Genomic DNA, 22644 nt, shown 5'->3' on the forward strand with positions numbered 1-22644 from the left:
TTTCCTTGATGTCCGCTCTCGGCGTCGCTGACGCGAGGAGCCGGTCCGAAGTTATTTCAGCCAGGACTTCATCGCGGCCTTGCATTGGGCGGATTTAGCGATAAGCGCGGAGGTGCCACAACTGAAGGTCAGGGCTAATCGGTAGATTTGAATCAGTGCGGGGCCTGCAGACAAGCGACGCCTCGCCTGCTTTTTCGGCGTCCACAAAAAAGCCCGGTCATCGGACCGGGCTTGGCGACACGTTGGCGACGGCGGGAGGGGCCGGCGCTGCGGTGTTGCGGTGACGTCAGATCCAGCGCATGCCTTCAAACGGGTTCCAGCTGGTGCTGCCTTTGGCCTTGTCCAGGTAATAGGCGTAGTTGGCGATCATGCCGGTCAACAACGACATCGGCAGCCACAGCACATTCTGAAACGCGGCCGGCAGGAACGAGGCCACGATGCCCAGCACGAGGCTGATGCCAATCAGGCTCAACGCCTTGCGCCACAGGCCGATGATGAAGAAATAGATGCAGCCGAAGAAGAAGGCATAGAAATTCATGCCGATCTTGACCTTGTCACCGAAGCTCAGCGTCTTCAGCGCCTCCTTGTAGGACGGCTCCTTGGGGCTGCCGTGACGGTCGAAGAAGTCGAAGCGAAACTGCCACTTGGGGCTGAGTTGGGTGCGATCGAAGGTATCCATTCCAATCCATGTAGTTGAAAACGGTTACATGATAGGCGATCGCGTATTCAGGAGCACGTGTTTCGGGGCAGATTCTGCAGCGTTGCAGGGCGCCAGCCACGCACAACCGGCCTTGCCCGGCCACCCGAACGTCCCGCGCGGCCAGCCGTTAACGCTGCTGGCCGATCCCGGACCCGCGCCGCGCGCGCCGGATGGCGTAAAGCGAATGGTCGGCCCGGTCGACCACCGCGGTCAGCGCTTCACCTTCCTGGCGCAAGGCCGTGCCCAGCGTGAACAGGATCGGCGCATCGTCGCTGGCCGCCGTGTAGGTGCGCACCAGCTCTTGCAGCTGCTGCTCGCTGGCCTGGTGCAGCAGCACCAGAAATTCATCGCCGCCCAGCCGGACCAGGTGGTCCTGCCGGCGCAACGGGGCATTGAGAAACCAGGCCATCTGCACCAGCACTTCATCGCCGCGCTGGTGGCCGTAGGTGTCGTTGACCAGTTTGAACTTGTCCAGGTCCACCACCACGCAGCCCCAGCGCACGCTGGCATCGCGCCTGTCCAGGTCGTCCAGGAAGCGGCGATTGAAGCAGTTGGTCAGCGGGTCGGTGAACGACCATTCCAGCAGCTGTTTTTCCTGCTGATGCTGGTTGGTGACGTCCTGGGCGTGGGCCAGGACGATGGTGGCGTCAGACTCCACGTCGAGCACGTTGTGGTATTTCCAGTGGCGCAGGCTGCCATCGCCGGCCACCAGCTCGATCACGCCGGAATCCTGGCCGTCGAGCACCATGCGCGACAGGTAGCCGCGCACGCCGTCATGCCGCTCCGGGCGGATCAGCTCGAACAGCGAGCGGCCCTCCATCTCCTCCACGCTGCGGCCCAGCGAGCGCGCTGCCGCCGGGTTCACGCTGACCAGGTGGCCATCCATGTCGTGGGTGCAGATCAGCCCCAGGCTGTACTGGAACATCTTGCGGAATTTGCGCTCGCTGGCGGCCAGCGCGTCCACCGCGCGATGGCGGTCGGTGACGTCCTGGATTGCACCGATCAGGCGCATGCGGCCGTCGACATGTTCCACCGCGCCGGTGCTGTGCACCCACAGGCGGCGGCCGGTACTGCTGATCAATGGCAGCTCCAGATCCCAGGGCGTGCCGTCGCGCACGCACAGTTCCACCGCCTCGGTGATCACCGCGCGCGCTTCCAGCGGGTAGAAGGTGATAGCTTCGGCCAGCGTGGGTTGATAGCCCGGCGGCAAGTCGTGCAGCCGGCAGGTTTCGTCCGACCAGGTCAGCGTATTGGTGCCGACATCCACTTCCCAGCCGCCGACGCCGGCCACCCGCCCGGTACGCTCCAGAAACGCTTCGCTCTCGCGCAGACGCTGCTGCAGTTGGGCGTTGATGTCGGCGCGTTCGAGCATCACCCGGCGCTGCTCCAGGCCTTCGGCGGCCACCTTGGCCAGCTGTTGCAGAGCTGCCAGCTGGGCCGGCTGCAGGTGACGCGGGCGCTGGTCGATCACGCACACCGTGCCCATGCGCAGGCCATCGGGCAGCACGATGGGGGCGCCGGCGTAATAGCGGATGCCGGGTGTATCGGTGACCAGGGCGTTGCTGGAGAAGCGCGGGTCGGCCGGGGCGTTGGGCACCTCCATCACCGCATCGCCCTGGATGGCGTGGGCGCAGAACGCCAGCTCGCGCGGGGTCTCGGACACGCCCGGCAAGCCGATATTGGCCTTCCACCATTGCCGATGCTCGTCCACCAGCGACACCAGCGCGATGGGCGTGCCGGCGATGGCCTGTGCGGCAGCTGCCAGGGCATCGAAGAACGGTTCGGATTCGGTATCGATCACCTGCAACAACGCCAGCCGCGCCAGACGCTGCGCTTCGCTGGTGGTGGATGACACAACGGTATCGCGCTGATTCAACGGCAAGCTCGCTCGTGCCCGTGCAATCCGCCCAGTCTAGCGGACTGGGCATGAGTGCCAATCGGCGCTTCCGTGCGTCGGGACACAGGATGCGCTGCGGCCGCTGTGCAGGGGGTGGCCGCCCGCTTGGCCTGGTCCACGCGGTCCCTCATTCGCTGCAGTCGGCGGCAGAGCGTTGCATCAGCGCGCCGCCCACCTGCAGCGCTGCCGCCAGGTTGCGTGCGGTGACGCGGACATTGCGGGCAGCGTCGGCCAACGCATGCTCCATCGTGCAGGCGCCAGGCACCACCGAAAACATCGCAGCGATGCCCTCCGTGTGTAGCTGTCCAGCGCCGTTGCCCAGCGATCCGGCAATGGCGATGACCGGGATACCGTGCCGCTGCGCCAGGCGTGCCACGCCCACGGGCGTCTTGCCGCGCAGGCTCTGGTTGTCGATACGGCCTTCGCCGGTGATCACCAGATCGGCCTGTGCGATCAGCGCGTCCAGCCCCAGCGCCTGAGCGACGACCTCCACGCCCGGACGCAACTGCGCGCCCAGGAATGCCACCAACCCGGCGCCCAGCCCGCCGGCAGCGCCGCCGCCAGGCAGCGCGTGCAGGCGCACGCCCAGATCGCGCTGCACCACATCGGCGTAGTGCCGCAGGTTGGCGTCGAGCTGGCGCACCATCGCCGGGGTGGCGCCCTTTTGCGGGCCGAACACTGACGAGGCACCGGTCGGGCCGATCAGCGGGTTGTCGACATCGCAGGCCACCTCGACGTGGCACTGCTGCAGCCGCGCGTCCAGGCCAGCGGTGTCGATGCGCGCCAACGCCGCCAGCGCCCCACCGCCGGGGCCGATCGGCACACCGTGCGCGTCCAGCAGCCGCGCGCCCAGCGCCTGTGCCATGCCGGCGCCGCCATCGGTGCTGGCGCTGCCGCCGATGCCGATGATGAAACGCCGCGCGCCGGCATCCAGCGCGGCCAGGATCAACGCACCCACTCCGGCGGTGCTGGCATGCAACGGCGCGCGCTGTGCTGGCGATATCAGGGCCAGCCCGCTGGCGGCGGCCATTTCGATCACCGCGGTGGCGCCATCGCCGGTCAGACCGAAGAAGGCCTGCACCGGCGTGCCGAGCGGGCCGCTGACCGTGCATGCGATCACCCGCCCGCCGGTGGCAGCGACCAACGCATCCACGGTGCCTTCGCCACCATCGGCCATGGGCACGGTGGTGTAGTGCCACTGCGGGAACACCTCGGCAAACCCCGCTTCGATCTGCGTGGCCACCGCGCGCGCGGACAGGCTCTCCTTGTACGCATCCGGGGCGATGACGACTCTCACCAGCGACGCGCCTGCGGACGCGCCTGCGATAAGGGACAAGACGCTGCCGCGCCGATGCGCTGCGGCAATGCCACCTGCAAGGTGCGGTACATCGCCCTACGTCGCCTTGGCCTGCCTGGCCGCGTAGTCCTGCGCCTGTTGCATCACCCGCAGCAGGTTGCCGCCCCAGATGCCGGCGATCTGCGCTTCGGTATAGCCTTTGCGCTGCAGCCAGGCGGTGATGCGCGGGAGCTTGGAAACATCTTCCAGCCCGACCACACCACCGCCGCCATCCCAATCCATGCCGATACCCACGTGGTCGGGCCCGACCAAGGAAAGCACGTGTTCCAGATGGGCGAAGAAATCCTCTTCGGTGGCACGCTTGATCGGGTAACGCGCATCCAGATCTTTGAGTGCGGCGCTCAGGGCGGTGCCGTCGGCGATCTTGACGTGTTCCCAGCCGCCGTACTGATCGGTCAGCGCCTTTTCGGCGGCCTTGCGCTCGGGGCTGGTGCCGCTGTCGACCAGATAGCCACCGTAGGAGTTCACCTGGATCACCCCGCCGTGCTCGGCCAGCACCTTCAAGCGTGCATCGTCGATGTTGCGCGGATGGTCGTACACCGCACGCGCGCCGCTGTGCGAGAGCACGATCGGTACCGGCGATAGCGCAATCAACTGATCGAACACCGCATCGGAGGCGTGCGATTGATCGATCACGATGCCCAGCGCTTGCGCCTGTTGCACCAGTTGCTTGCCGGCCGGACTCAAGCCCTTCCACTCCGGACCCTTGGGGTCGGTAGCCGAGTCAGCGAACTCGTTGTTGAGAAAGTGCACCGTGCTCATCAGGCGCAGCCCCTGCGCGTAATAGAAGCGCAGCAGCGTGGGGTCGGCGACCAGCGGGCTGGCATTTTCCATGCTGATGTACACCACCCGCTTGCCGTCGGCCTTGATGCGCGCTGCATCGGCGGGCGTGCTCGCAAACGCAAACCGCTGCGGCTGTGCGGCCAGCAGTTGATGGATCTTCATCAGCCGCTGCAGCCCGGCATCGCGGTCATCGAGATGCGCGGCGGCGCTGCGATTGCCCTGGCCGGTGTAGACCGCCCAGAACCCGCCATCGAGCGCGCCGTCGACCATGCGCGGGTAATCCACTTGCGACAGGCGATTGCCGGCATGCGCCTGCAACATATCGAAGTCGGGCCGCTCCAGATTGGCCGGCGTATCCAGATGCGAATCCAGGGTGACCAGGCGCTTTTGTAGCGCAGTGGCGCGCGCCAACTCGGCCTTGGAAAACTCCAGCGCATGCGCCGAGCCAGCCAGGCTCAGCAACACGGCCACACATCGCAGTTGCAGATTCATGCGCGCTCGCAAACAGGTGGGGTCATCCGATCATAGCCGCAGCGCGGCCGCGCGCTGGCTTCGCGTTGTGCACGCAAATGGCCCGGTCATGGCGCGCACAAGTTCAACCAGCGCCACACCACGAGCGCCGAACGCGTTGCAGTTCTAAAAAATACACTGCCAAAGCAATTGCGCGGCGGTCGGCGCTGCGCACACTTGCGCGGCCGTCGCTGGCGGCATCCCCCACTCCCGATACCCGCAGATCGCCGTGCTTTCAGCGCGCGACGTGCGGGTGTGCGCAACACCTTCCCTTCTTGGCGAGATCCCTCTATGTCCATCGCATCGCGTGCGCTGCCCCGGCGCTTGCTCACCCTTGGTTTGATCGCCACCGGCCTTGGCGCGGCCTCCACCGCGAGTGCGGCCTGCACCGCCGGCACCTGGACGGCACGCGTCAATGAAATCGGCATGCCGCCAGTGCGCTACGAAACCGCGCATTTCGCCTTCCGCTGGAATGGTAACGGCGTCTCCGATGCGGATGTGCGTGCGGCCGGCGCGCATCTGGAAATGGTCTGGGACACTTTCATCAATCGCCTGCAGTTTCCCGAGCCGTTCTGCAATGTCGCCACCAAGTACAAGGCCAACCTGCATCTGGACCCGAGTTTTGGCCTGAGCGGCGGTGCCACCAGTAGTGGCGGCATGGGCATGTGGATGGCGCCGGGCGGCCTGCGCGACCATTGGGGTCTGGCGCACGAACTCACGCACGCATTGCAGTACCAGGCTGGCGGCTTGCAGGAGTCCGAATACACCGGCTGGATCTGGGAATCGCACGCCAACTGGATGACCCATCAGCTGCCGGAATTCCACGGCAGCGACGTGCATTGCTCCAGCATGCTGGTGAACTACCCGCACGTGTATCTGGGCTCCACGCGCGACCGTTATTGCAACTGGCAGTTCATGGAGTATCTGAAGAACCGCTACGGCTACGCCATCATCAACGACATGTGGAGCAAGGCACCGCGCATCGATAACCCGGCGCGTCGCACCGCCGATCCGTTTTCAGTCATCAAGACCAACATGGGTTGGACGCAGTCGCAACTGAACGATGTATTCGGCGACTGGGCCATGCGCAACGTCAACTGGGATTACACCAATCCCGACGGCAGCGACCAGGGCGTGCTGTATCGCGCGCGCTACGGCAGCAATCTGTCGTTCGACCCGCAGCGCACCCAGGACTGGGACAACCGCGACCGTGCGCTACGCATGACCGTGCTCGACCCGGTGGCCGGCCAGGCCAACCGCTATCGCGTGCCGTTCGAATGGGCACCGCAGCGCTGGGGCTACAACCTGGTGCAGCTGATCCCCGCCAGCGGCGCCACCACGATCCAGGTCGCCTTCGAGGGCCAGGTGCAGAGCGCAGCAGCGGTCACCAGCCTGCCCGGCCTGCTCAACGATCCGTCCAGCATTCCCACCCCGGACTCGGACTGGCGCTGGGGCGTGGTGGCCATCGACAGTGCCGGCAAGGCGCGTTACAGCACGCTGCAGCGCGGCGCCAAGGCCAGCGTCAGCATGCCGCTGAAGAGCGGCGACCGCGCGGTGTATCTGATGGTGATGGGCGCGCCCAGTACCATGCAGCAGATCAAGTGGGACCAGTCGTACTACGCGATCTACCGCTACCCGTGGAGCGTGACGCTGACCAATGCCGCGCCGGCCGGCAGCCAGCCCAATGCGCCCACGCCCACCCCGGTGGGACGTCGTCACGCCAACGGCGGCGGCTGGGTCGCCAACACCGCCAATGTCGCCTCCACCGCCTACGTGGGGCCACGCGCACGCGTGCTGGCCGGCAATGTGCTGGGCAATGCGCGCATCGATGACCGCGCCACGGTGATGGGCGGCACGGTGCAGGGCAATGCGGTGCTCGGCGGGCTCACCGTGTGGCATCCGGGCGCCACCATCGGTGCCACTGCGCAGGCGCATACCGTGTTCATGGGCCCGGGTGCATTCGGCGCCATCAACGTCGGCGGCACCGCACAGCTGCGTGGCGATGTCGAAGAGCAAGGCGCCTCGCCCACCCAGGGCGTGTTCTACGGGTTTGTCGATCCGGCCACGATGACCAACCCGGAGTTCGGTGCAGACCTGCGCCAGGCGGTGCCGGAAATCACCGCGCGGCCAGCCGGCTGGTGATCTTGCGCAGCTACAGTGTGTAGCTGCGCATCAGCGCAAGAAGACTCTACAGACAGGCCAGGGACGGCCATCGTTGTGCGCGCACAACGCACACGCCGCATGCGCGCGTCATTGGCAAGTGTGGTTTGTTCGGCCTGTGCACGTCGCGTTTGGTTTGTCTGTTTTGACCACGTCACGCACCACAGCTGCAAGGTGTTGAAAGCAGCGCGTGGTCCTGTGTGACGAATGGGTTTGAGAGCGATCGCAAGCAGGCGTGTGCTTGCCTGCAGCGCTATGGCCGCAGGCACACCAGCACTGCACATCGACGCTACCGTGCAGCGCTGCACGTCCAACGCAGGCTCAATCGTCGAGTTCGGCCAGCCGTGCGCGCAGGCTTTCCACATCGATGTGCTCGCGCACATGCGGCCATTGCCGCGCCCACACCGAGCGGAACACGATCCACGCGCCGAACACGCCCAGACAGGTGGAGCCCAGCGCCAGCAGCAACGGGTGCAGCGGCGAGCCGGTGCCGGTCTGGAACAGATACATGAACGCCCCGGAAAACAGCAGCCACACGCCGAATACCGGCCAGTTGCTGGCCAGCAGGCTGGCATTGGGCCGCTCGATCTCGCGCAGCAACCGGCGCAAGGCCTTGCGTTCGTCTTCGTCGCTGGACGTCATCGGCTGGCGCTCCCTAGTGAATGTCTGCGTTGAAGTCCCGGCTGCAGTGCGCTGCCATCACCCATTGCCATCGTGCACAGACCTGCATCCGCTGCGCGATGACGATGACCGTACCGCCTCACCTGCACCACATGGAACAGCGCACGCCACGCGCTGCGGCGGCAGATGCGAGCACCCACCTTGCACCGCTTACCTGCAGTGCAACGCAACCACACAGCGGCGCAGTCATCGGGCCGCCACGACTGCAATGCCGCCGCCGGTGCCAAACCACGCAGCGGGCGCTACGCATCGCCCGCTGCCTCATCACTCCTGCTGTCACACCACGCGGCAGAACACGGCCTTGAGATAGCGCGATTCCTGCACGTGCGCCATGAACGGATGGTCCGGACCGGCACCGGCCACTTTCAGGATCTGGATGGTGCGGCCGGAGAAATACGAGGCGCGGCGCAGCATGTCCAGAAACTCCTGCTCGGCCACCAGGCCGGTGCACGAGAAGGTGGCGAACAGGCCACCGGGCTTGACCACGCCCAGCGCCAATTTGTTCATGTCCAGGTACTTCTTCAGCGCCGGGATCACCTGCTCGCGGTCGCGGGTCATCTTGGCCGGGTCAAGGATCACCACATCGAACTGATCGCCGCGATTGGCCGCATCGCGCAGCCACGGAAAGATATCGGCCTGCACGAACTTGGGGCGCACGTTGTTGAGCTTGGCGTTGCCCTTGGCAATGGCGATGACGTCTTCGTCGATATCCACGCCCAGCACCTCGGCCGCACCGCGCGCGGCCGCATACACCGCAAAGCCACCGGTGTTGCAGCACAGGTCCAGCACGGTCTTGCCTTCCACCTGCTCGCTCAGCCACTGGCGGTTGTCGCGCTGGTCGGCAAAGAACCCGGTCTTGTGCGCGCCGGCCGGGTCGGCACGGAACTTGATGCCGTGCTCGGTGATCACGGACGCTTCGGTGGTGGTGTTGCTGTGGAAGTCGAAGCTTTCCTGCTTTTGCACGTGTTCGTCGGCAAAGCTGTGGAAGCGGCAACCCGGGAACTGCTCGCGCAGCGCCTCGTAGATCCACTCACGATGGCGGAACATGCCGGCAGCGAAGAACTCCACCACCACCAGGTCGCTATAGCGGTCCACCACCAGGCCGGACAGGCCGTCGCCTTCGCTATGCACCACGCGCCAGGCATCGGAGACACCGTCGAGCTTGAGCCAGTCGCGGCGCAGGCTCACCGCCGCGGCGATCTTGCGCGAAAACCAGCCCGCATCCACCGGCACCGACTGGTCGGTTTCCAGGATGCGCACGGCGATGCGCGAGTGGCCGTTGTAGAAGCCGCGGCCGATCCATTCCCCATCCACGCCGACCACATCGACGATGGTGCCGGGTTTGGGCTTGGCGATGGGCTTTTCGACCAGCTTCTGGAAGATCCACGGGTGGCTGGAACGCCACGCATTCTTGAGTCGGACGACGGGGACAGGAGTATTCATTCACCTATTGTATCCGGCTGGATTGACGTGCCCGTCCCCGGCACGCAGAATCGGCCCCAGAAGGGGAGTAGCTCCCAACGTTGTCGCCGTCATTACGAGTCCTGCTCCGGCAGACGCTCCGGTGCAACGGCAACCGGTCTGGCCGGTTGCGAGCGAGACCTTCGCCGCGCAGGCGAAGGTCCGTCACCCGGAATCCACGATTTCCGTGTCACAAGGCCTCAGCCCAACCGGCTGTCCAGGTCGTTTCACTTTTCGGGATTCTTTTATGCAAACCATTGGCAATGTCTGGTTATGGGGCGGTTTCGGGGCGGTGGTGATCGCCGCGCTGCTGATCGATCTGGTGCTGATGCGCCATGGCGGCGCCCACAAGGTCACCTTCAAGGAAGCCACCTGGTGGAGCATCGGCTGGGTGCTGCTGGCACTGGCCTTCAATGCCGGGCTGTGGTGGTACCTGCAGGGCACCATGGGCGATGCGCGGGCCGATCAGATCGGGCTGCAGTTTCTGACCGGCTACCTGGTCGAAAAATCGCTGGCGGTCGACAACATCTTCGTGTTCCTGATGGTCATGACCTACTTCGGCGTGCCCGAAGAACAGCGCCAGCGCGTGCTGATCATCGGGGTACTGGGCGCCATCGTGCTGCGCGCGATCATGATCTTCGCCGGCTCGATGCTGCTGGCCAAGTTCCATTGGCTGCTGTACGTGTTCGGTGCGTTTCTGCTGCTGACCGGCATCAAGATGTGGTTCTCTGCCGGCAAGGAGCCGGATCTGGAGACCAACCCGGTGTTGCGCTGGATGCGCAGTCATCTGCGCCTGAGCCCGCAGTACCACGGCAACCTGCTCAGCGTGATCAAGGATGGCAAGCGCTGGTTCACCCCGCTGTTTGTGGTGTTGATCCTGATTGCGGTGATCGACGTGATCTTTGCGGTGGACAGCATCCCGGCCATCTTTGCGATCACCACCGACCCGTTCATCGTGCTGACCTCCAACGTGTTTGCGGTGCTGGGTTTGCGCGCGATGTTCTTCCTGCTGGCCGGCATGGCCGACCGCTTCCACCTGTTGCCGTACGGCCTGGCGGTAATCCTGGTGTTCATCGGCACCAAGATGATGATCATCGATCTGTACAAGATCCCGGTGCTGGTCTCGCTGGCGGTCGTGGTCACGATCCTGGTGGCCACCATCATGCTGAGCCTGTTGCGCCCGGCCAAGCCGGCCGGGCACTGACCGGCCGGGAATCGGGAATCGGGAATCGGAGTTGTGCTTGCTGCAGATGGTGGTGCAAGGGACGCCGCGGTTTCGCTTCGTCTCTTGCCACTGAGCCGGGTCGTGGTCTTCGGCCTTGATCGGTGGCTACGCCGCCCACTGCTCGGCTGGGCCGCAGCGCATCACAGGCGATACCGAAACATCGGCGCCGCGCCCTGGTTGCCACCCGATCATCTGCGGTGAATTATTCGCCGCCGCCGCGGCCTGCCTGCCGGGCGTTGCATCAGCCCGGCAGGCGGCGGGATTGTCCCGTCGCCGGATCCGGTTATCCCGCGCTAACGGGGCTTGCAAAGGCAAAACCACGCCGCCATCCGTGAATGTATGACACCGCATTCTGTTGCCTCCGATGCCACCACCCAGAGCCGCCTGGACCGCTCGCGGGTCCTGCGCGCCTTCAACATCAGCCTGGCCGCCGTGTTGCTGCTGGTGGCGGTGTTCACCGCGCAAGGCATGTTCGACTGGCGCGCCTGGGCGGTCGCGCCACTGCAAGCCGACGGGCTTATCGGCATCCTCACCGCGCCGCTGTTGCACGGCTCGCTCGCGCATCTGGGCGCCAATGCGGCAGCGCTGCTGATTCTGGGCACCTTGGCCGGCAGCGTGTACCCGCGCGCCACCGCCATGGCACTGCCGCTGCTGTGGCTGGGCTCGGGGCTGGGCGCGTGGCTGTTGGGCGAGCCTGGCAGCCGCCACCTGGGCGCCAGCGGCGTCACCCACGGCCTGATGTTTCTGGTGTTCGTGCTGGGCCTGCTACGGCGCGACCGCCCGGCCATCGCCGCCAGCATGATCGCCTTCCTGTTCTACGGCGGCATGTTGGTGACCATCCTGCCGCACGAAGCCGGGGTGTCCTGGCAGTCGCATCTGGGCGGCGCGGTGGCCGGCTTGATCGCCGCGCTGCTGCTACGCCTGCGCGACCCGCAGCAAGCCAAGCCGCGCTACAGCTGGGAAGATGAGGACGAAGACGCCGCCTGGGAAGTGCGCGACGCCGAGCACGCGATGCTGGAACCGCCGCCGCCGCGTCAGGTACCGGTACTGTGGCAACGCCAGGACGACGGCTCGGAAAACGTGGTGCTGCATTTCCCGCCGCGCGAGCGCCCTCCAGGTACCTAGTGCCTGCATGAAACGATGATCGAAACGATGCTGAGCTCCCGTAGGAGCGTGCCTGCGCGCGACGTGTGCCGTTCTGGTAACGCCCTGTCGCGCGCAGGCACGCTCCTACAACCGTGATCGCTGCATTTCCGACCGCGCGAGCGCCCGCCGGGCACATAGCGCATCTCGTCAGGCGAACATCAGACCAATCGATGGCGTTCTGCCCAATCACGTAGGAGCGTGCCTGCGCGCGAGGGGCATTCCCGATGATGCCCAGTAAGGTGCGTACCCGAAGGTCATGCAGCGCAAGAACGGTGTTGCATCGCCAAATGCATCGTCATCGCATTGCGTACAAGCGGGTTGTAGCGCGCTGATGCTTTCCCGGTCATGCCCGTCGCGCGCAGGCACGCTCCTACAACCGTGGTGCTGCACGTCTCGCGAAGGCAAGTAGCGCCTCTCGTAAGGTCAACATCCAACCAATCGGGCCGCTACACCGCGTTACGTAGGAGCGTGCCTGCGCGCGACGGGGCGTTACCGATGATGCCCGGCACAGTGGGTACCCGCGGATCACGCAACGTAAGAGCGTTGCTGCAACGCGAAGTGCGTCGTCATCGCATCCCGCGCGAGTGTGCCCGCGCGCGATGCAGCTATCCCGGTGATGCCCGTCGCGCTCAAGCGAGCTCCTACGAACGCGCTACCTATCGCGGTGCTTGCCCGCGCAACGCACGCCGCGCCAGACCCGGGTCATCGGCAAAGAATGCATCGATGCCCGTGTCCAGATAGGTCTTGAGCTCGGCTAAGGCACCTGCGTCGTTACGCTCGGTCACCGCGCCGCTACTGCGGTTATCGGCGGCCAGAAAGTAATTTTCCGGACGGAACGTATACGGCTGCACCTGCAATCCGGCTGCATGCGCATCGCGCACCAGGCTGGTCGGCATACCCAGCCGTTGCTGCGCGTCCAGCGGAATGATGGCGCGGATGTCCGGCCCGATCGCATCGGCATAGCTGGCCACCTGCTTGAGCCTGGCCGGGGTCATCAATTGCGCATAGGTGCCGGGTGCGTCGCCCTTGCCTGCATCGGGCAACGGCATCTGCGCGCCACCCAGCAACTGCAGCAGGCGGATGTTGCTTTGCCGCCCGATCTTGCCGCGCAGGTAACGCAGATTGCCGGTCTCGAACGACTGGATCACCACCGGCGCCGTGCGCGTATACGCATGCGCGTGCAAGGTGGCCAGCACCTTGTCTTCCATCGGCAAACCGAGCGCACTGAAATAACTCGGATGCTTGATCTCCGGAATCATCCCGATCGTGCGCCCGGTTGCGGCAGATTCGGCCGCGACGAAATCGATGATCTCGTCGAAGGTCACGATCTGAAACTGCCCGTCCCAGCGCGTGCCACGCAGTTGCGGCAACCGCTCGCGCGCGCGCAGCGTCTTCAACTCGTTCAAGCTGAAGTCTTCGGTAAACCAGCCTTCCATCGATTGCCCATCGATGGTCTTGCGGGTCTTGCGCGCGGCAAACTCCGGGTGGCTGGCCACATCGGTGGTGCCACCGATCTCGTTCTCGTGGCGCGCCACCAGCACGCCATCTTTGGTGGACACCAGATCTGGTTCGACAAAATCGGCGCCATCGACGATCGCCTTGGCGTAGGAGGCCAAGGTGTGTTCCGGGCGCAACGCACTGGCGCCACGGTGCGCAAAGATCTGCACCGTCTTGGCCAACGGTGCCTCGGCCAAAACGGGCCCGCTCATGCCGACCATCATCGCTCCCAACACCAACGCACGGTGGAACTGCATCATGCCTCTCTCCAAGGAAAAAGCAGCCGTCAACACCACCGCGTCATCGCCAGGCCAGCTTGGCCGACGATCAAGCAGAGATGCACGCCCGTGCATCCCGCTTCCTCCGCATCGTCCGCACCCGCCCGACAATCACTCGCTAGGTAGTGTCAGCCACTCTAAGACTATTAACGTCGATCAACATCGGAAATCAATCAGCAGCAACCAGACCCGCTGTTACGATTCCCGATTCCCGATTCCCAAATCCCGTCCTCAGAACTTGGCATCCAGCGTCAGAAACACCTGCCGCGGCGCACTGGCGTGAAACGCCAACTGCCGTCCATTCGGATCGCTGTTGGCGAACGCGGTGAGGTTGGAGGCGTAGCGCTTGTCGGTGAGGTTGGTGACGTTGAGCGAGAGCTTGAGCGACTGCAGCACGCTGACCTGGCCGAACTCATAGCCGGCACCGGCATCGAATGACGTGTAACCGCCAAAGCCCTGATCATTGGTGTAGGTATAGAAGCGTTCACCGGTGTACTTACCGCGCAGGTTGACGTTCCAACCGGCGTAATTGAAGGCGATTTCGCTCGCGAACATGCGCTTGGGCGTATCCACCGTGGTCTTGCCGGCGGTGGCAATGGTCACCCCGTTCTGCACGTAGTTGTCGTCGTAGGTGGAGCGGTTGATCGAAGCCGAGTTGTACCACTGCAGGTAGCTGGTGGGCTTCCAGATCACCGTCAGTTCGCCACCGCGGCTGCTCACCGAGCCCACGTTGAAGAAGCGCGTGGTGCAGGCCGGCGTGGTGCCCTGCTGGATGCTGGCGCAGGGATTGAGCGAGAGCAGCCGGTTGTCGAAGGTGACGTCGTAGCCGACCAACGAGGCCTCGAAGCGATCACGCACGAAGCGGTAACCGGCTTCCATGGTGCGCGACTTTTCTGGCTCCAGCGCACCGACGCTGGCATCGAACGAAGCTTGGGTCACCAGCAACGGACCACCGGCGCCGCCGCCCTGAAACGCAGCGATGTTTTCTGCGTAGGAGGCAAACACTTCCTGGCCTTCGGCAAGGCGATAGCCCAGCCCGATCTGCGGCAGCACCGACTCGCTGGCCTTGATCGACCCGGTCGCCACCGGCGCTTCCACCGCGATACCCGGCGTCTCGCGTGCTGTCATTTCGGTGCTCGGGCTCTTGATGCCCAGGTCCAGGCTCAGGCGCTCGTCGAGAAACTTGAAGTTGCCCTGCACGTAGAACTGCCGGGTGGTGATCACGTAGTTCTGCGAGAACAGCCGACGATTGGGATTTTGCAGAAACTTGTCGTCGTCCACCGGCCCGGTGATCCAGTAGAAATTGCGCTCCACATCGTGGTGATTGCGCTCGTACCACAGCCCGGCTTCCAGATGATGCGGGCCCAGATCCCAACCCAGCGAGGCGATGCCGCCGGTGCGGTTGATCCAGTAATTGGTGCTGCGGATCGAGATCGGCAGTGCCTGCGGTGTGCCCGGATTGGAGGCCTGGCCCGGCGACCACCAATGGCCCTGGCCCTTGTTTTCATGGTGATACACCTGCGTGTGCAGGCTGATCGCATCGTTGGGCTGGAAGTCGCCGGCGACATAGAACAGATCGTCGTCGCGCAGCGCACGGCTCTGGTAGTACGCATCGTCGACGTTATCCACGCCACCGCTGAAGCCGCAGCGTGCGGCATTGCGCGTGGCCGGCGCGCAGTACGCCGCGGCCAGTGCACGGTTCCAATCCGGTGCGTACAGATTCCAGTCCCAGCCCAGACCACGCGCCATGCCGCTCTTGGACAGATAGGAATAGTCGGCCTGCGAGGTGCGCGAGGTATCGGCGAACGCAGTCAGCTTGCCGCCGTCGAACTGGTACACGCCCTTGGCGTTGAACTGGCGCGTGGTGGTCGGCGATTCCGGACGCGCCCACATGTCCGCGGTGGCTTCGATGCCCGACAGATACGCAGAAAACCCGTTGTAATCGCCGGTATCCACGCGCAGGAAGGTGCGACGGTTGGCATCGGACCCCAGCGTCTGCGAGACCTGCCCGCCGAACACGCTGGACGGGTCGGCCGAGTAGTACTGGATGGTGCCGCCGAGGTTGCTGGTGGACGCCGTGCCCAACGCACCGATGCCCGAGGCCAGCTCCACGCCACCAAAGTTTTCTGCGATCAATGCGCGGCTGATGTTGAGGCCGTTGTAGTTGCCATAGGCGTTATCGCCCAGCGGCAGACCGTCGAGCGTATAGCCCAGACGCGTGCCGTTGAAGCCGCGCAGGCTGATCGTCTGCGATTCTTCATTGGCACCGAAGGCATCGTTGGATTGCACGTTGACGCCCGGCATGCGGTTGAGCAGCTTCTGGATGCTGGTGCCCGGCGGCAGCACCGGAATGTCCTGCTGGGTGATGCGCTGCACCTGACGCGTTTCGCCCTGGCCAATCACCGACACCGCATCGAGCTGCTGCACGGTGGAGCCGGTGTCGGCGGACACGTCGGCCGGCGTATCGGCCGCATGCGCGGCCGGCGACAACACAAGCGCGGTGAGAACGGCAGCACTTAAGAGATGGGTCTTGGGCATGAGTGGCGTTGGGGGACGAGTCAAAAGATGACGGCAAGCGTGCGACAGCTGTCTTGCGTCGATGCGACGCTCAGATGACAGTGCCGAGACAGCGACTGCGCATGCCGCGCTGTCGCTGCGTTGTGCTGGCATGCGCGTGTCATCTGTACGTCGTAATCTGCGCGACTCTTCCCGTCGTACTGCTTTCGAGGAATCGTCCATGGCCCACCGCATCGCCCACTCGCAACGCACGCTGGCAAGCGTCGCCATTGCTGCCTTGGTGATCGGCAGCGGCGTGGTCAGTGCCCGGCAACCGGCAAAGCCGGCGGATTCGGTGCTCGCCACCGACGCGCGTGGATACCTGGAAAAACAGCAGCTGCCCGACAGCCTGCAGCTGGTGCCGGCCCCGCCGCAGGACGGCAGCGCCGCGCTCGCCAACGACGAGGCCATCGCCAAGTCCATGCTCGCGCTGCGCGGTACACCGCGCTGGGATCTGGCTGCGCGCGACGCGGTGCTGAGTTTTCCCGACGCCGCCAGCCATTTCAGCTGCGCGCTGGGCGTGCAGATCGACCAAGCCCGCACGCCGCATCTGCTGCGCCTGCTCGAGCGCAGCATGCGCGACGCCAGCAGCAGTACCAGCGCCGCCAAGTCACGCTATCAGCGCCCGCGCCCGTTCATGCGCAATGCGCAGCCGATGTGCACCCCGGCTGACGATGCGGCACTGCGCAAGAATGGCTCCTACCCGTCCGGCCACACCGCCATCGGCTGGACCTGGGGCCTGATCCTGTCCGAGATCGCTCCCGCCCAACGCAACGCGCTCCTGGCACGCGGCCGCGCCTTCGGCGACAGCCGCCTGGTCTGCAACGTGCACTGGCAAAGCGATGTCCTGCAAGGCCGAATGATGGGTGCGGCCACCGTCGCCGCACTGCACGGCAACCCGGGGTTTGAAAAGGATCTGATCGCTGCACGCCGCGAAATCGCAAAGGCCAAGCCTGCGGATTCGGCCACATGCGCAGCGGAAACAGCGGCTTTGCAGACAGTGTTGCCGGGCGCGATGTAGGCAACAGCGCACGTTGCCCTGTTTGACTGGAACGGCCATGCCGGCCTGAAGTGCGCTGGCCTGTGTGCAGCGGTCTTACCGAACGTCGGCCGGCGACAGCCCACCGACCTGCGGCCGATGCACGTGCGACACCAACCGCGTCATGCACGAGGAACGCGGAAAACTGCGCCTTAGCGTGAGCCTATGCGCCACTGGTGCGCGGATCCAAGCAGGCCCCTACCGCCCCGAGCACGCAGAACCGGCGTCAGGCCGGGCAGCGTCGTAGGCCTTGCGGCAGGCGCTCCAATAACCCGGGGTGCAGCAGCACCTGCGCGATCTCAACGCAGTCGTGAAGCGGCCTTGCAGCCCTTATCGGCGCGCTACGCCTTCTTGATCATGCAGTGACCGTGTCGATCCGGCATCCACACACCGCCTGGGCAAGCACGACGCCTGTCTTGCAACGCCTGACGCTACAAGTCCCGGGGTCCTGGCATCGCTCCGCTTCGACGACCCGGCCCCCTGTAGCGCTGCCGCCTGTCTAGCGCTGGTACCTCACGGCTGAATACTTCATTCCCTTACAGCATCTGCGCGTCCGAATCGCGGCCCAGAAGCACTGAATTTGGCAATCGTTGCCGGATGATGACATTTCCGTACATCTTCGATTAATCTTCAGACAGGCTTCAGGAATGTGACATCCGTTCAGGTTGTCGACATCGTGCCCTGAAACCCAGCTCCCCCTCGACTGCGCTCGCAGTCGAGTCCCACGTCTGCAGTATCCGTGACCGAATTCATCAGGAGAGAGAGGAATGACGCGTCCAGGGGTTCGTAGTTCGTTATCGAGCAACATCAAGCGCAGCGCGTTGAGCCTGGCGCTGGGCATGTGCGTCATCGGTGGGGTGCAGGCGCAGAGCGCGGTTGGCTCCATTTTCGGTAGTGGGCAGCCCGGCAGCACCATCGCCATCCAGAGCCCGCAGACGGGCGTGAGCCGCTCGGCGACCGCCGCCGCAGATGGCAGATTCACCTTCAGTCAGCTGCCTCCGGGCAAGTACATCATCACCTCCGATGGAGTGACCCGCGAGGTCGAGGTCAAGGTTGGCAGCGGCTCGCAAGTGATGCTCGGCAGTCAGGCCAAAACGCTTGACCGGATCGAAGTGGTGGGCGCGCAGGCGTTCAACCCCATCGACGTTTCTTCGGTGGAATCGACCACCGTGTTCACCGCCGATCAGATGGTCTCGCTGCCGGTGGCCAGCGACGTCTCTTCGGTCGCGCTGCTCGCGCCGGGCGCGGTCCGCGGCGATAGCGGGCTGGGTGCGGGCAACCTCGCCTCGTTCGGCGGATCGTCGGTGGCCGAAAACGGCTACTACATTAATGGCTTCGACGTCACCAACATGCGCACGTTCCTGTCGTTCGCCAATCTGCCGTTCCAGAGCATCGGCCAGCTGCAGGTCAAAACCGGTGGGTACGGCGCCGAATACGGCCGCTCGCTGGGCGGCATCGTCAGCATCGTCACCAAGGCAGGGTCCAACGAATGGCACTACGGCGGCAGCGTGGAATGGGCGCCGGACTGGGGCGCTGCGGCAGGTAAAAACGTCCGCGAGCGTGACCCTGATGCAGCAGACCCGTTGTACCAGTACCGCAGCGACGATCAGTTCGACAGCACCATTTACTCTGCCTATGCCAGCGGCCCGATCATCAAGGACCGCTTGTTCTTCTTTGCAATGGTGGAAGGCCGCCAGGAGAGTCAAGACAACTTCTACGCGCTGACCAGCCGGCGCGTCAGTGACACCACCCCGCAGGGCATGGTCAAACTCGATTGGTATATCAACGACAGTAACCTGGTCGAATTCACCGGCATCTACAACCAGGCCAAGACCAAATACCGCACGTACGAATACGCCACCGATGCCAACGGCGATAACCGTTACAACGTTGGCCGGCACGAGGTGCCGATCGAGCAGTACGAGATGGAAAACGGCGGCAAGATCGGCATCCTCAAGTACACCGGCTACTTCACCGACAACTTCACACTGTCGGCGCAATACGGCTACCTGAGCAATCTGATCGACTCCCGCCTGCCGGCCGACCCGGCCGGAAGCGAATGTCCGTGGGCCTATAGCTTCGGCCTAACCACCAGCGTGATCGACCGTTACATCGGATGCAACCCGGGCACGATCTCCACCATCGCCGACGCCGACGCAGAGCCGGACGAGGACATCCGCAAGGCGTTCCGTGTCGATGGCGAATGGGTACTGGGCGATCACCGGCTGCGCTTCGGCGTGGATCAGGAAAAGTACGAATCCAGTCACCGTGGCCGGACCTACGCCGGTGGCATCAACTGGGCGTATTACACGGTGCCCGGTACTTCGGTGGCCACCGGTGCGTTTGCGGGCAGGCCTGGTCGCACGGTCAACGGCCAGCTGGTTCCGCGCAATGCGCTGTACGCACGCTCGCGTGTCTATCAGACCAGCAGCTCCACATACGAAAACACCAACAGCGCGTTTTATCTGGAAGACAACTGGCAGGTCACCGAAAACTTCCTCGCCGTGCTCGGCTTGCGCGGTGAGAAGTTCGAAAACAAGAACGGCGATGGTATTGCCTGGATCGAATCCGATTACAAAATGGCCCCGCGCCTGGGCTTCTCCTGGGATGTGCTGGGCGATTCCAGCTTGAAGCTGTTCGGTACCGCAGGCCGCTATTACATCCCGGTGGCGACCAACTCCAGTATTCGCGCCACCGGCGCCGAATCGACCGTGTCCAACTGGTACTTCGTCAATGGCTGGAGCGAAGCCGATGGCACGCCGGTGGGCCAAGGCGCGCAAATCGGCCAGACCCAGACCAATGGCTCGCTCACCGCGCCCAATCCGGCCTCTGTCGCGTCCACCAACCTGTCGCCGATGTATCAGGACGAGATCATCCTTGGTGGCCAACTGCAGTTGACGGAAAACTGGATGGCCGGTGTGCGCATGATCCGCCGCGAAGTGAAGTCCGGGATGGACGACACCTGCACCACCAATCCGTGGATCGATTGGGCAGCGGATAATGGCTTTCCGGATTTCGATCCGGGCTCGGTGCCCAGCTGCTACTTCTTGAATCCGGGCAGCGATGTGACCATCAACGTCGATCTCAATGGCGATGGCGAACTGGAACTGGCGACCTTGCCGGCCTCGTATCTTGGCCTGCCAGAATATCGCCGTCTGCATACCGCTCTGGAGTTCTTCTGGGAGCGCACTGGCGAGAAGTTCAACTTCCAGGGCTCCTATACGTTCGCCAGGACACGCGGCAACGTGGAAGGCTACGTCAATTCCACGCTGGAACAGGAGGACGCCGGCCTCACCCAGGACTTCGACCACCGCCTGTTCACCGATGGCACCTATGGGCCGACCCCGAACGATCGTCAGCACACGCTCAAGCTGTTCGGCGCTTATACGATCACGCCGGAATGGCAGCTTGGCGGAAATCTGGTCCTGCAGTCCGGGCGCCCGATCAATTGCCAGGGCTATATCCCGCTGGACGATATCCCGCAGCCTGACCAGGGCACCCTGAGCGGCTACAGCGGCTCGAGCTTCTATTGCTTGAACGCAGACGGTACCCGCGTGTTACGCCAACGTGGCGACGAAGGCCGCACGCCGTGGACCTGGACCTTCGATCTGGCCGCCGCTTATGTGCCCAACTGGGCCGATAACAAGCTGCGCATCAAGCTCGACGTGTTCAATCTGTTCAACAACGACCGAGTCACCGAGTACGACGAGTTCAGTGAAGCCTCGCGTGATGTGATCAGCCCGAACTATCTGAACGATCAGAACTATCAGACGCCGCGCTCGTTCCGGTTGACTGCCCGCTACGACTTTTAAAGTGTCGCATCACTGTGTGCGTTACGAATCCGGCCTGAAAAGGCCGGATTTTTATTTGTCGGCTCACGCGGCTCTTGGCGCCGCATCGCGCAGCGCCGCTTCACTTACCGATACAAAAACTCGAAAAGATCTTGCCCAGCAACTCATCGGCGCTCAGCTTGCCGGTGATCTCGCCCAGCGCTGCATGTGCCAGGCGCAGCTCTTCGGCGGCCAGTTCGAGTTGTTCGAATCCCAGTTCCAGATCGGCTGTATCGGCATGTTGCTCGGCACGTCGTAATGCATCCACGTGCCGGGTGCGTGCGGAGAATTCGCCGTCCACACTTTCAACGCCATCGCCTAACGCGAGCTCGCGCAGGCGGGTGTGCAGCTGTTCCAATCCCTGGCCGGTGGTTGCCGAAACCGCCACTGCATTGATATCGCGCAGCGGTGCGCTGTTGTCCAGCAGATCGCATTTGTTATGAATCCACAGCTGGCGCGGGACGGCGTCGATGGCATCGCCAATCGCCTCGCGCGCGGCTTGCGGGTCGCGTGCGTCGAGCACCACCAGCGCCAGATCGGCACGCTGCAATTCGGCGCGCGCGCGGCGCATGCCTTCGCGTTCGATTGCATCGCCGCCATCGCGCAGGCCGGCGGTATCGACCAGCGTCAATTCGAAGCCATCGAGCTGGATCGCTTCATGCAAGGTGTCGCGCGTGGTGCCGGCCACATCGGTGACGATGGCGCGATCGCTGCCGGCCAGCGCGTTGAGCAACGAACTCTTGCCCGCGTTGGGTGGGCCGATCAACACCGCATGCAGACCGTCGCGTAGCTTGCGCCCGCGTTCTGCATCGCGCAGCAGTTGCGCCAGCAATGTGCGCGCCTGCTGCAATCCTTCGCGCACCTGCGTACCACCCAATGTATCGAGCGGTTCGTCGGCAAAGTCGATCGCCGCTTCCACATGCACGCGCAAGCGCGTCAGGCTGTCGCTCACCGCATCGATGCGGCGCGAGAACACACCGTCCAGCGAGCGCCGCGCGGCACGTGCTGCCCGCACATCGCCGGCAGCGATCAGATCCGCAATCGCCTCGGCCTGGGTCAGATCGAGCTTGCCGTTGAGAAACGCGCGTTCGCTGAACTCGCCGGCGCGTGCCTGGCGTGCCCCCAGTGCAACGCAACGTGCAACCAGTTGGCGCAACACCACCGGGCTGCCGTGCCCCTGCAGCTCCACCACGTCTTCGCCGGTAAAGCTGCGTGGCGCGTTGAACCACAGCGCGATGCCGTCGTCGATGACCTCGCCCTGCACATCGCGAAAGCGCGCGTAGTGCGCATGCCGCGGTTGCAACGGCGCAATGCCCAGCTGCGTTGCGATCTGCACCGCTTGCGGCCCGGACAGCCGCACGATGCCCACGCCGCCGGTTCCGGCAGCACTGGCGATGGCAACGATGGTGGACGTGGAAGAGGACATGGGCACTGCTCTTGCGTGGATTGGAACCGAATGGGTGACGATCAAAACGCCTGCACAGCCGTCAGCCGTGTGGCCGATGCTCGAGCGTTAGCTGGCAC

Annotated in this window: 14 protein-coding genes and 1 other RNA gene; 6 read left to right on the top strand and 9 right to left on the bottom strand. The window is 64.4% G+C overall.

Annotated features, from left to right (window positions below):
• Positions 1 to 286 precede the first annotated feature (286 nt).
• From ACZZ0O_RS05520 to ACZZ0O_RS05535, 4 genes are all read right to left on the bottom strand, one after another.
• Positions 287 to 679 carry a DUF2628 domain-containing protein gene (locus tag ACZZ0O_RS05520; protein ID WP_115514765.1) on the bottom strand — a complete coding sequence of 131 codons (393 nt, stop codon included), beginning with the start codon at positions 677 to 679 and terminating at the stop codon, positions 287 to 289.
• A 148-nt stretch (positions 680 to 827) separates the two neighbouring features.
• Positions 828 to 2576, bottom strand: a complete 1749-nt coding sequence (locus ACZZ0O_RS05525) for a sensor domain-containing diguanylate cyclase (RefSeq protein WP_463592400.1) — start codon at positions 2574 to 2576, stop codon at positions 828 to 830.
• Positions 2577 to 2724: 148 nt separating this feature from the next.
• On the bottom strand, positions 2725 to 3894 hold the full coding sequence (locus tag ACZZ0O_RS05530) for a glycerate kinase (RefSeq protein ID WP_463592401.1): 1170 nt from the start codon (positions 3892 to 3894) through the stop codon (positions 2725 to 2727).
• Between the two features lie 96 nt (positions 3895 to 3990).
• Positions 3991 to 5229 (bottom strand): dipeptidase, encoded by a 1239-nt coding sequence (locus tag ACZZ0O_RS05535; protein WP_463590198.1) that lies wholly within the window; start codon positions 5227 to 5229, stop codon positions 3991 to 3993.
• Positions 5230 to 5538: 309 nt separating this feature from the next.
• On the opposite strand from ACZZ0O_RS05535, the gene ACZZ0O_RS05540 reads away from it, so the two are divergent.
• Positions 5539 to 7389 carry an Svx/AvrXca family virulence/avirulence protein gene (locus tag ACZZ0O_RS05540; RefSeq protein ID WP_463590199.1) on the top strand — a complete coding sequence of 617 codons (1851 nt, stop codon included), beginning with the start codon at positions 5539 to 5541 and terminating at the stop codon, positions 7387 to 7389.
• Positions 7390 to 7728: 339 nt separating this feature from the next.
• On the opposite strand, the gene ACZZ0O_RS05545 is transcribed toward ACZZ0O_RS05540, so the two are convergent.
• Together ACZZ0O_RS05545 and ACZZ0O_RS05550 are read right to left on the bottom strand one after the other, a co-directional pair.
• Entirely contained in the window at positions 7729 to 8049 is a 321-nt protein-coding gene (locus tag ACZZ0O_RS05545; protein WP_115514768.1) for a hypothetical protein, read from the bottom strand.
• Between the two features lie 315 nt (positions 8050 to 8364).
• The gene (locus ACZZ0O_RS05550) at positions 8365 to 9531 is read right to left on the bottom strand and encodes a class I SAM-dependent rRNA methyltransferase (RefSeq protein WP_463590200.1); all 1167 of its coding nucleotides are present in this window, start codon (positions 9529 to 9531) and stop codon (positions 8365 to 8367) included.
• 265 nt (positions 9532 to 9796) lie between these two features.
• Between ACZZ0O_RS05550 and ACZZ0O_RS05555 the strand changes: the two genes are divergently transcribed.
• Both ACZZ0O_RS05555 and ACZZ0O_RS05560 read left to right on the top strand, forming a co-directional pair.
• On the top strand, positions 9797 to 10753 hold the full coding sequence (locus ACZZ0O_RS05555; RefSeq protein ID WP_055852529.1) for a TerC family protein: 957 nt from the start codon (positions 9797 to 9799) through the stop codon (positions 10751 to 10753).
• 360 nt (positions 10754 to 11113) lie between these two features.
• Positions 11114 to 11899: a rhomboid family intramembrane serine protease gene (locus tag ACZZ0O_RS05560; protein ID WP_463590201.1), complete on the top strand. Its 786-nt coding sequence runs from the start codon at positions 11114 to 11116 to the stop codon at positions 11897 to 11899.
• Between the two features lie 677 nt (positions 11900 to 12576).
• Here ACZZ0O_RS05560 and ACZZ0O_RS05565 read toward each other — a convergent pair.
• Positions 12577 to 13677 carry a glycerophosphodiester phosphodiesterase gene (locus tag ACZZ0O_RS05565; RefSeq protein WP_463590202.1) on the bottom strand — a complete coding sequence of 367 codons (1101 nt, stop codon included), beginning with the start codon at positions 13675 to 13677 and terminating at the stop codon, positions 12577 to 12579.
• A gap of 77 nt (positions 13678 to 13754) precedes the next feature.
• Between ACZZ0O_RS05565 and ACZZ0O_RS05570 the strand changes: the two genes are divergently transcribed.
• Positions 13755 to 13829: non-coding RNA, sX9 sRNA (locus ACZZ0O_RS05570), on the top strand.
• A 97-nt stretch (positions 13830 to 13926) separates the two neighbouring features.
• Here the strand turns inward: ACZZ0O_RS05570 and ACZZ0O_RS05575 are convergent.
• A complete protein-coding gene (locus tag ACZZ0O_RS05575) occupies positions 13927 to 16233 on the bottom strand; it encodes a TonB-dependent receptor (protein WP_115559378.1) in 2307 nt (768 codons plus the stop codon).
• Positions 16234 to 16432: 199 nt separating this feature from the next.
• Between ACZZ0O_RS05575 and ACZZ0O_RS05580 the strand changes: the two genes are divergently transcribed.
• The gene (locus ACZZ0O_RS05580; RefSeq protein WP_463590203.1) at positions 16433 to 17272 is read left to right on the top strand and encodes an acid phosphatase; all 840 of its coding nucleotides are present in this window, start codon (positions 16433 to 16435) and stop codon (positions 17270 to 17272) included.
• Between the two features lie 785 nt (positions 17273 to 18057).
• A complete protein-coding gene (locus ACZZ0O_RS05585; RefSeq protein ID WP_463590204.1) occupies positions 18058 to 21102 on the top strand; it encodes a TonB-dependent receptor in 3045 nt (1014 codons plus the stop codon).
• 100 nt (positions 21103 to 21202) lie between these two features.
• Here the strand turns inward: ACZZ0O_RS05585 and mnmE are convergent, their stop codons facing one another.
• Positions 21203 to 22546, bottom strand: coding sequence for a tRNA uridine-5-carboxymethylaminomethyl(34) synthesis GTPase MnmE (gene mnmE, locus ACZZ0O_RS05590; RefSeq protein WP_463590205.1), 1344 nt, complete (start codon positions 22544 to 22546; stop codon positions 21203 to 21205).
• Between the last annotated feature and the right edge of the window lie 98 nt (positions 22547 to 22644).

It is taken from the genome of Xanthomonas sp. AC360, from assembly GCF_979258225.1.

What these genes read in the sequence shown, in the direction of transcription:
- ACZZ0O_RS05520 (WP_115514765.1), bottom strand. Translation starts at nt 679, where the DNA reads ATGGATACCTTCGATCGCACCCAACTCAGCCCCAAGTGGCAGTTTCGC.
- ACZZ0O_RS05535 (WP_463590198.1), bottom strand. Translation starts at nt 5,229, where the DNA reads ATGAATCTGCAACTGCGATGTGTGGCCGTGTTGCTGAGCCTGGCTGGC.
- ACZZ0O_RS05540 (WP_463590199.1), top strand. Translation starts at nt 5,539, where the DNA reads ATGTCCATCGCATCGCGTGCGCTGCCCCGGCGCTTGCTCACCCTTGGT.
- ACZZ0O_RS05545 (WP_115514768.1), bottom strand. Translation starts at nt 8,049, where the DNA reads ATGACGTCCAGCGACGAAGACGAACGCAAGGCCTTGCGCCGGTTGCTG.
- ACZZ0O_RS05550 (WP_463590200.1), bottom strand. Translation starts at nt 9,531, where the DNA reads ATGAATACTCCTGTCCCCGTCGTCCGACTCAAGAATGCGTGGCGTTCC.
- ACZZ0O_RS05555 (WP_055852529.1), top strand. Translation starts at nt 9,797, where the DNA reads ATGCAAACCATTGGCAATGTCTGGTTATGGGGCGGTTTCGGGGCGGTG.
- ACZZ0O_RS05560 (WP_463590201.1), top strand. Translation starts at nt 11,114, where the DNA reads ATGACACCGCATTCTGTTGCCTCCGATGCCACCACCCAGAGCCGCCTG.
- ACZZ0O_RS05565 (WP_463590202.1), bottom strand. Translation starts at nt 13,677, where the DNA reads ATGATGCAGTTCCACCGTGCGTTGGTGTTGGGAGCGATGATGGTCGGC.
- ACZZ0O_RS05575 (WP_115559378.1), bottom strand. Translation starts at nt 16,233, where the DNA reads ATGCCCAAGACCCATCTCTTAAGTGCTGCCGTTCTCACCGCGCTTGTG.
- ACZZ0O_RS05580 (WP_463590203.1), top strand. Translation starts at nt 16,433, where the DNA reads ATGGCCCACCGCATCGCCCACTCGCAACGCACGCTGGCAAGCGTCGCC.
- ACZZ0O_RS05585 (WP_463590204.1), top strand. Translation starts at nt 18,058, where the DNA reads ATGACGCGTCCAGGGGTTCGTAGTTCGTTATCGAGCAACATCAAGCGC.
- mnmE (WP_463590205.1), bottom strand. Translation starts at nt 22,546, where the DNA reads ATGTCCTCTTCCACGTCCACCATCGTTGCCATCGCCAGTGCTGCCGGA.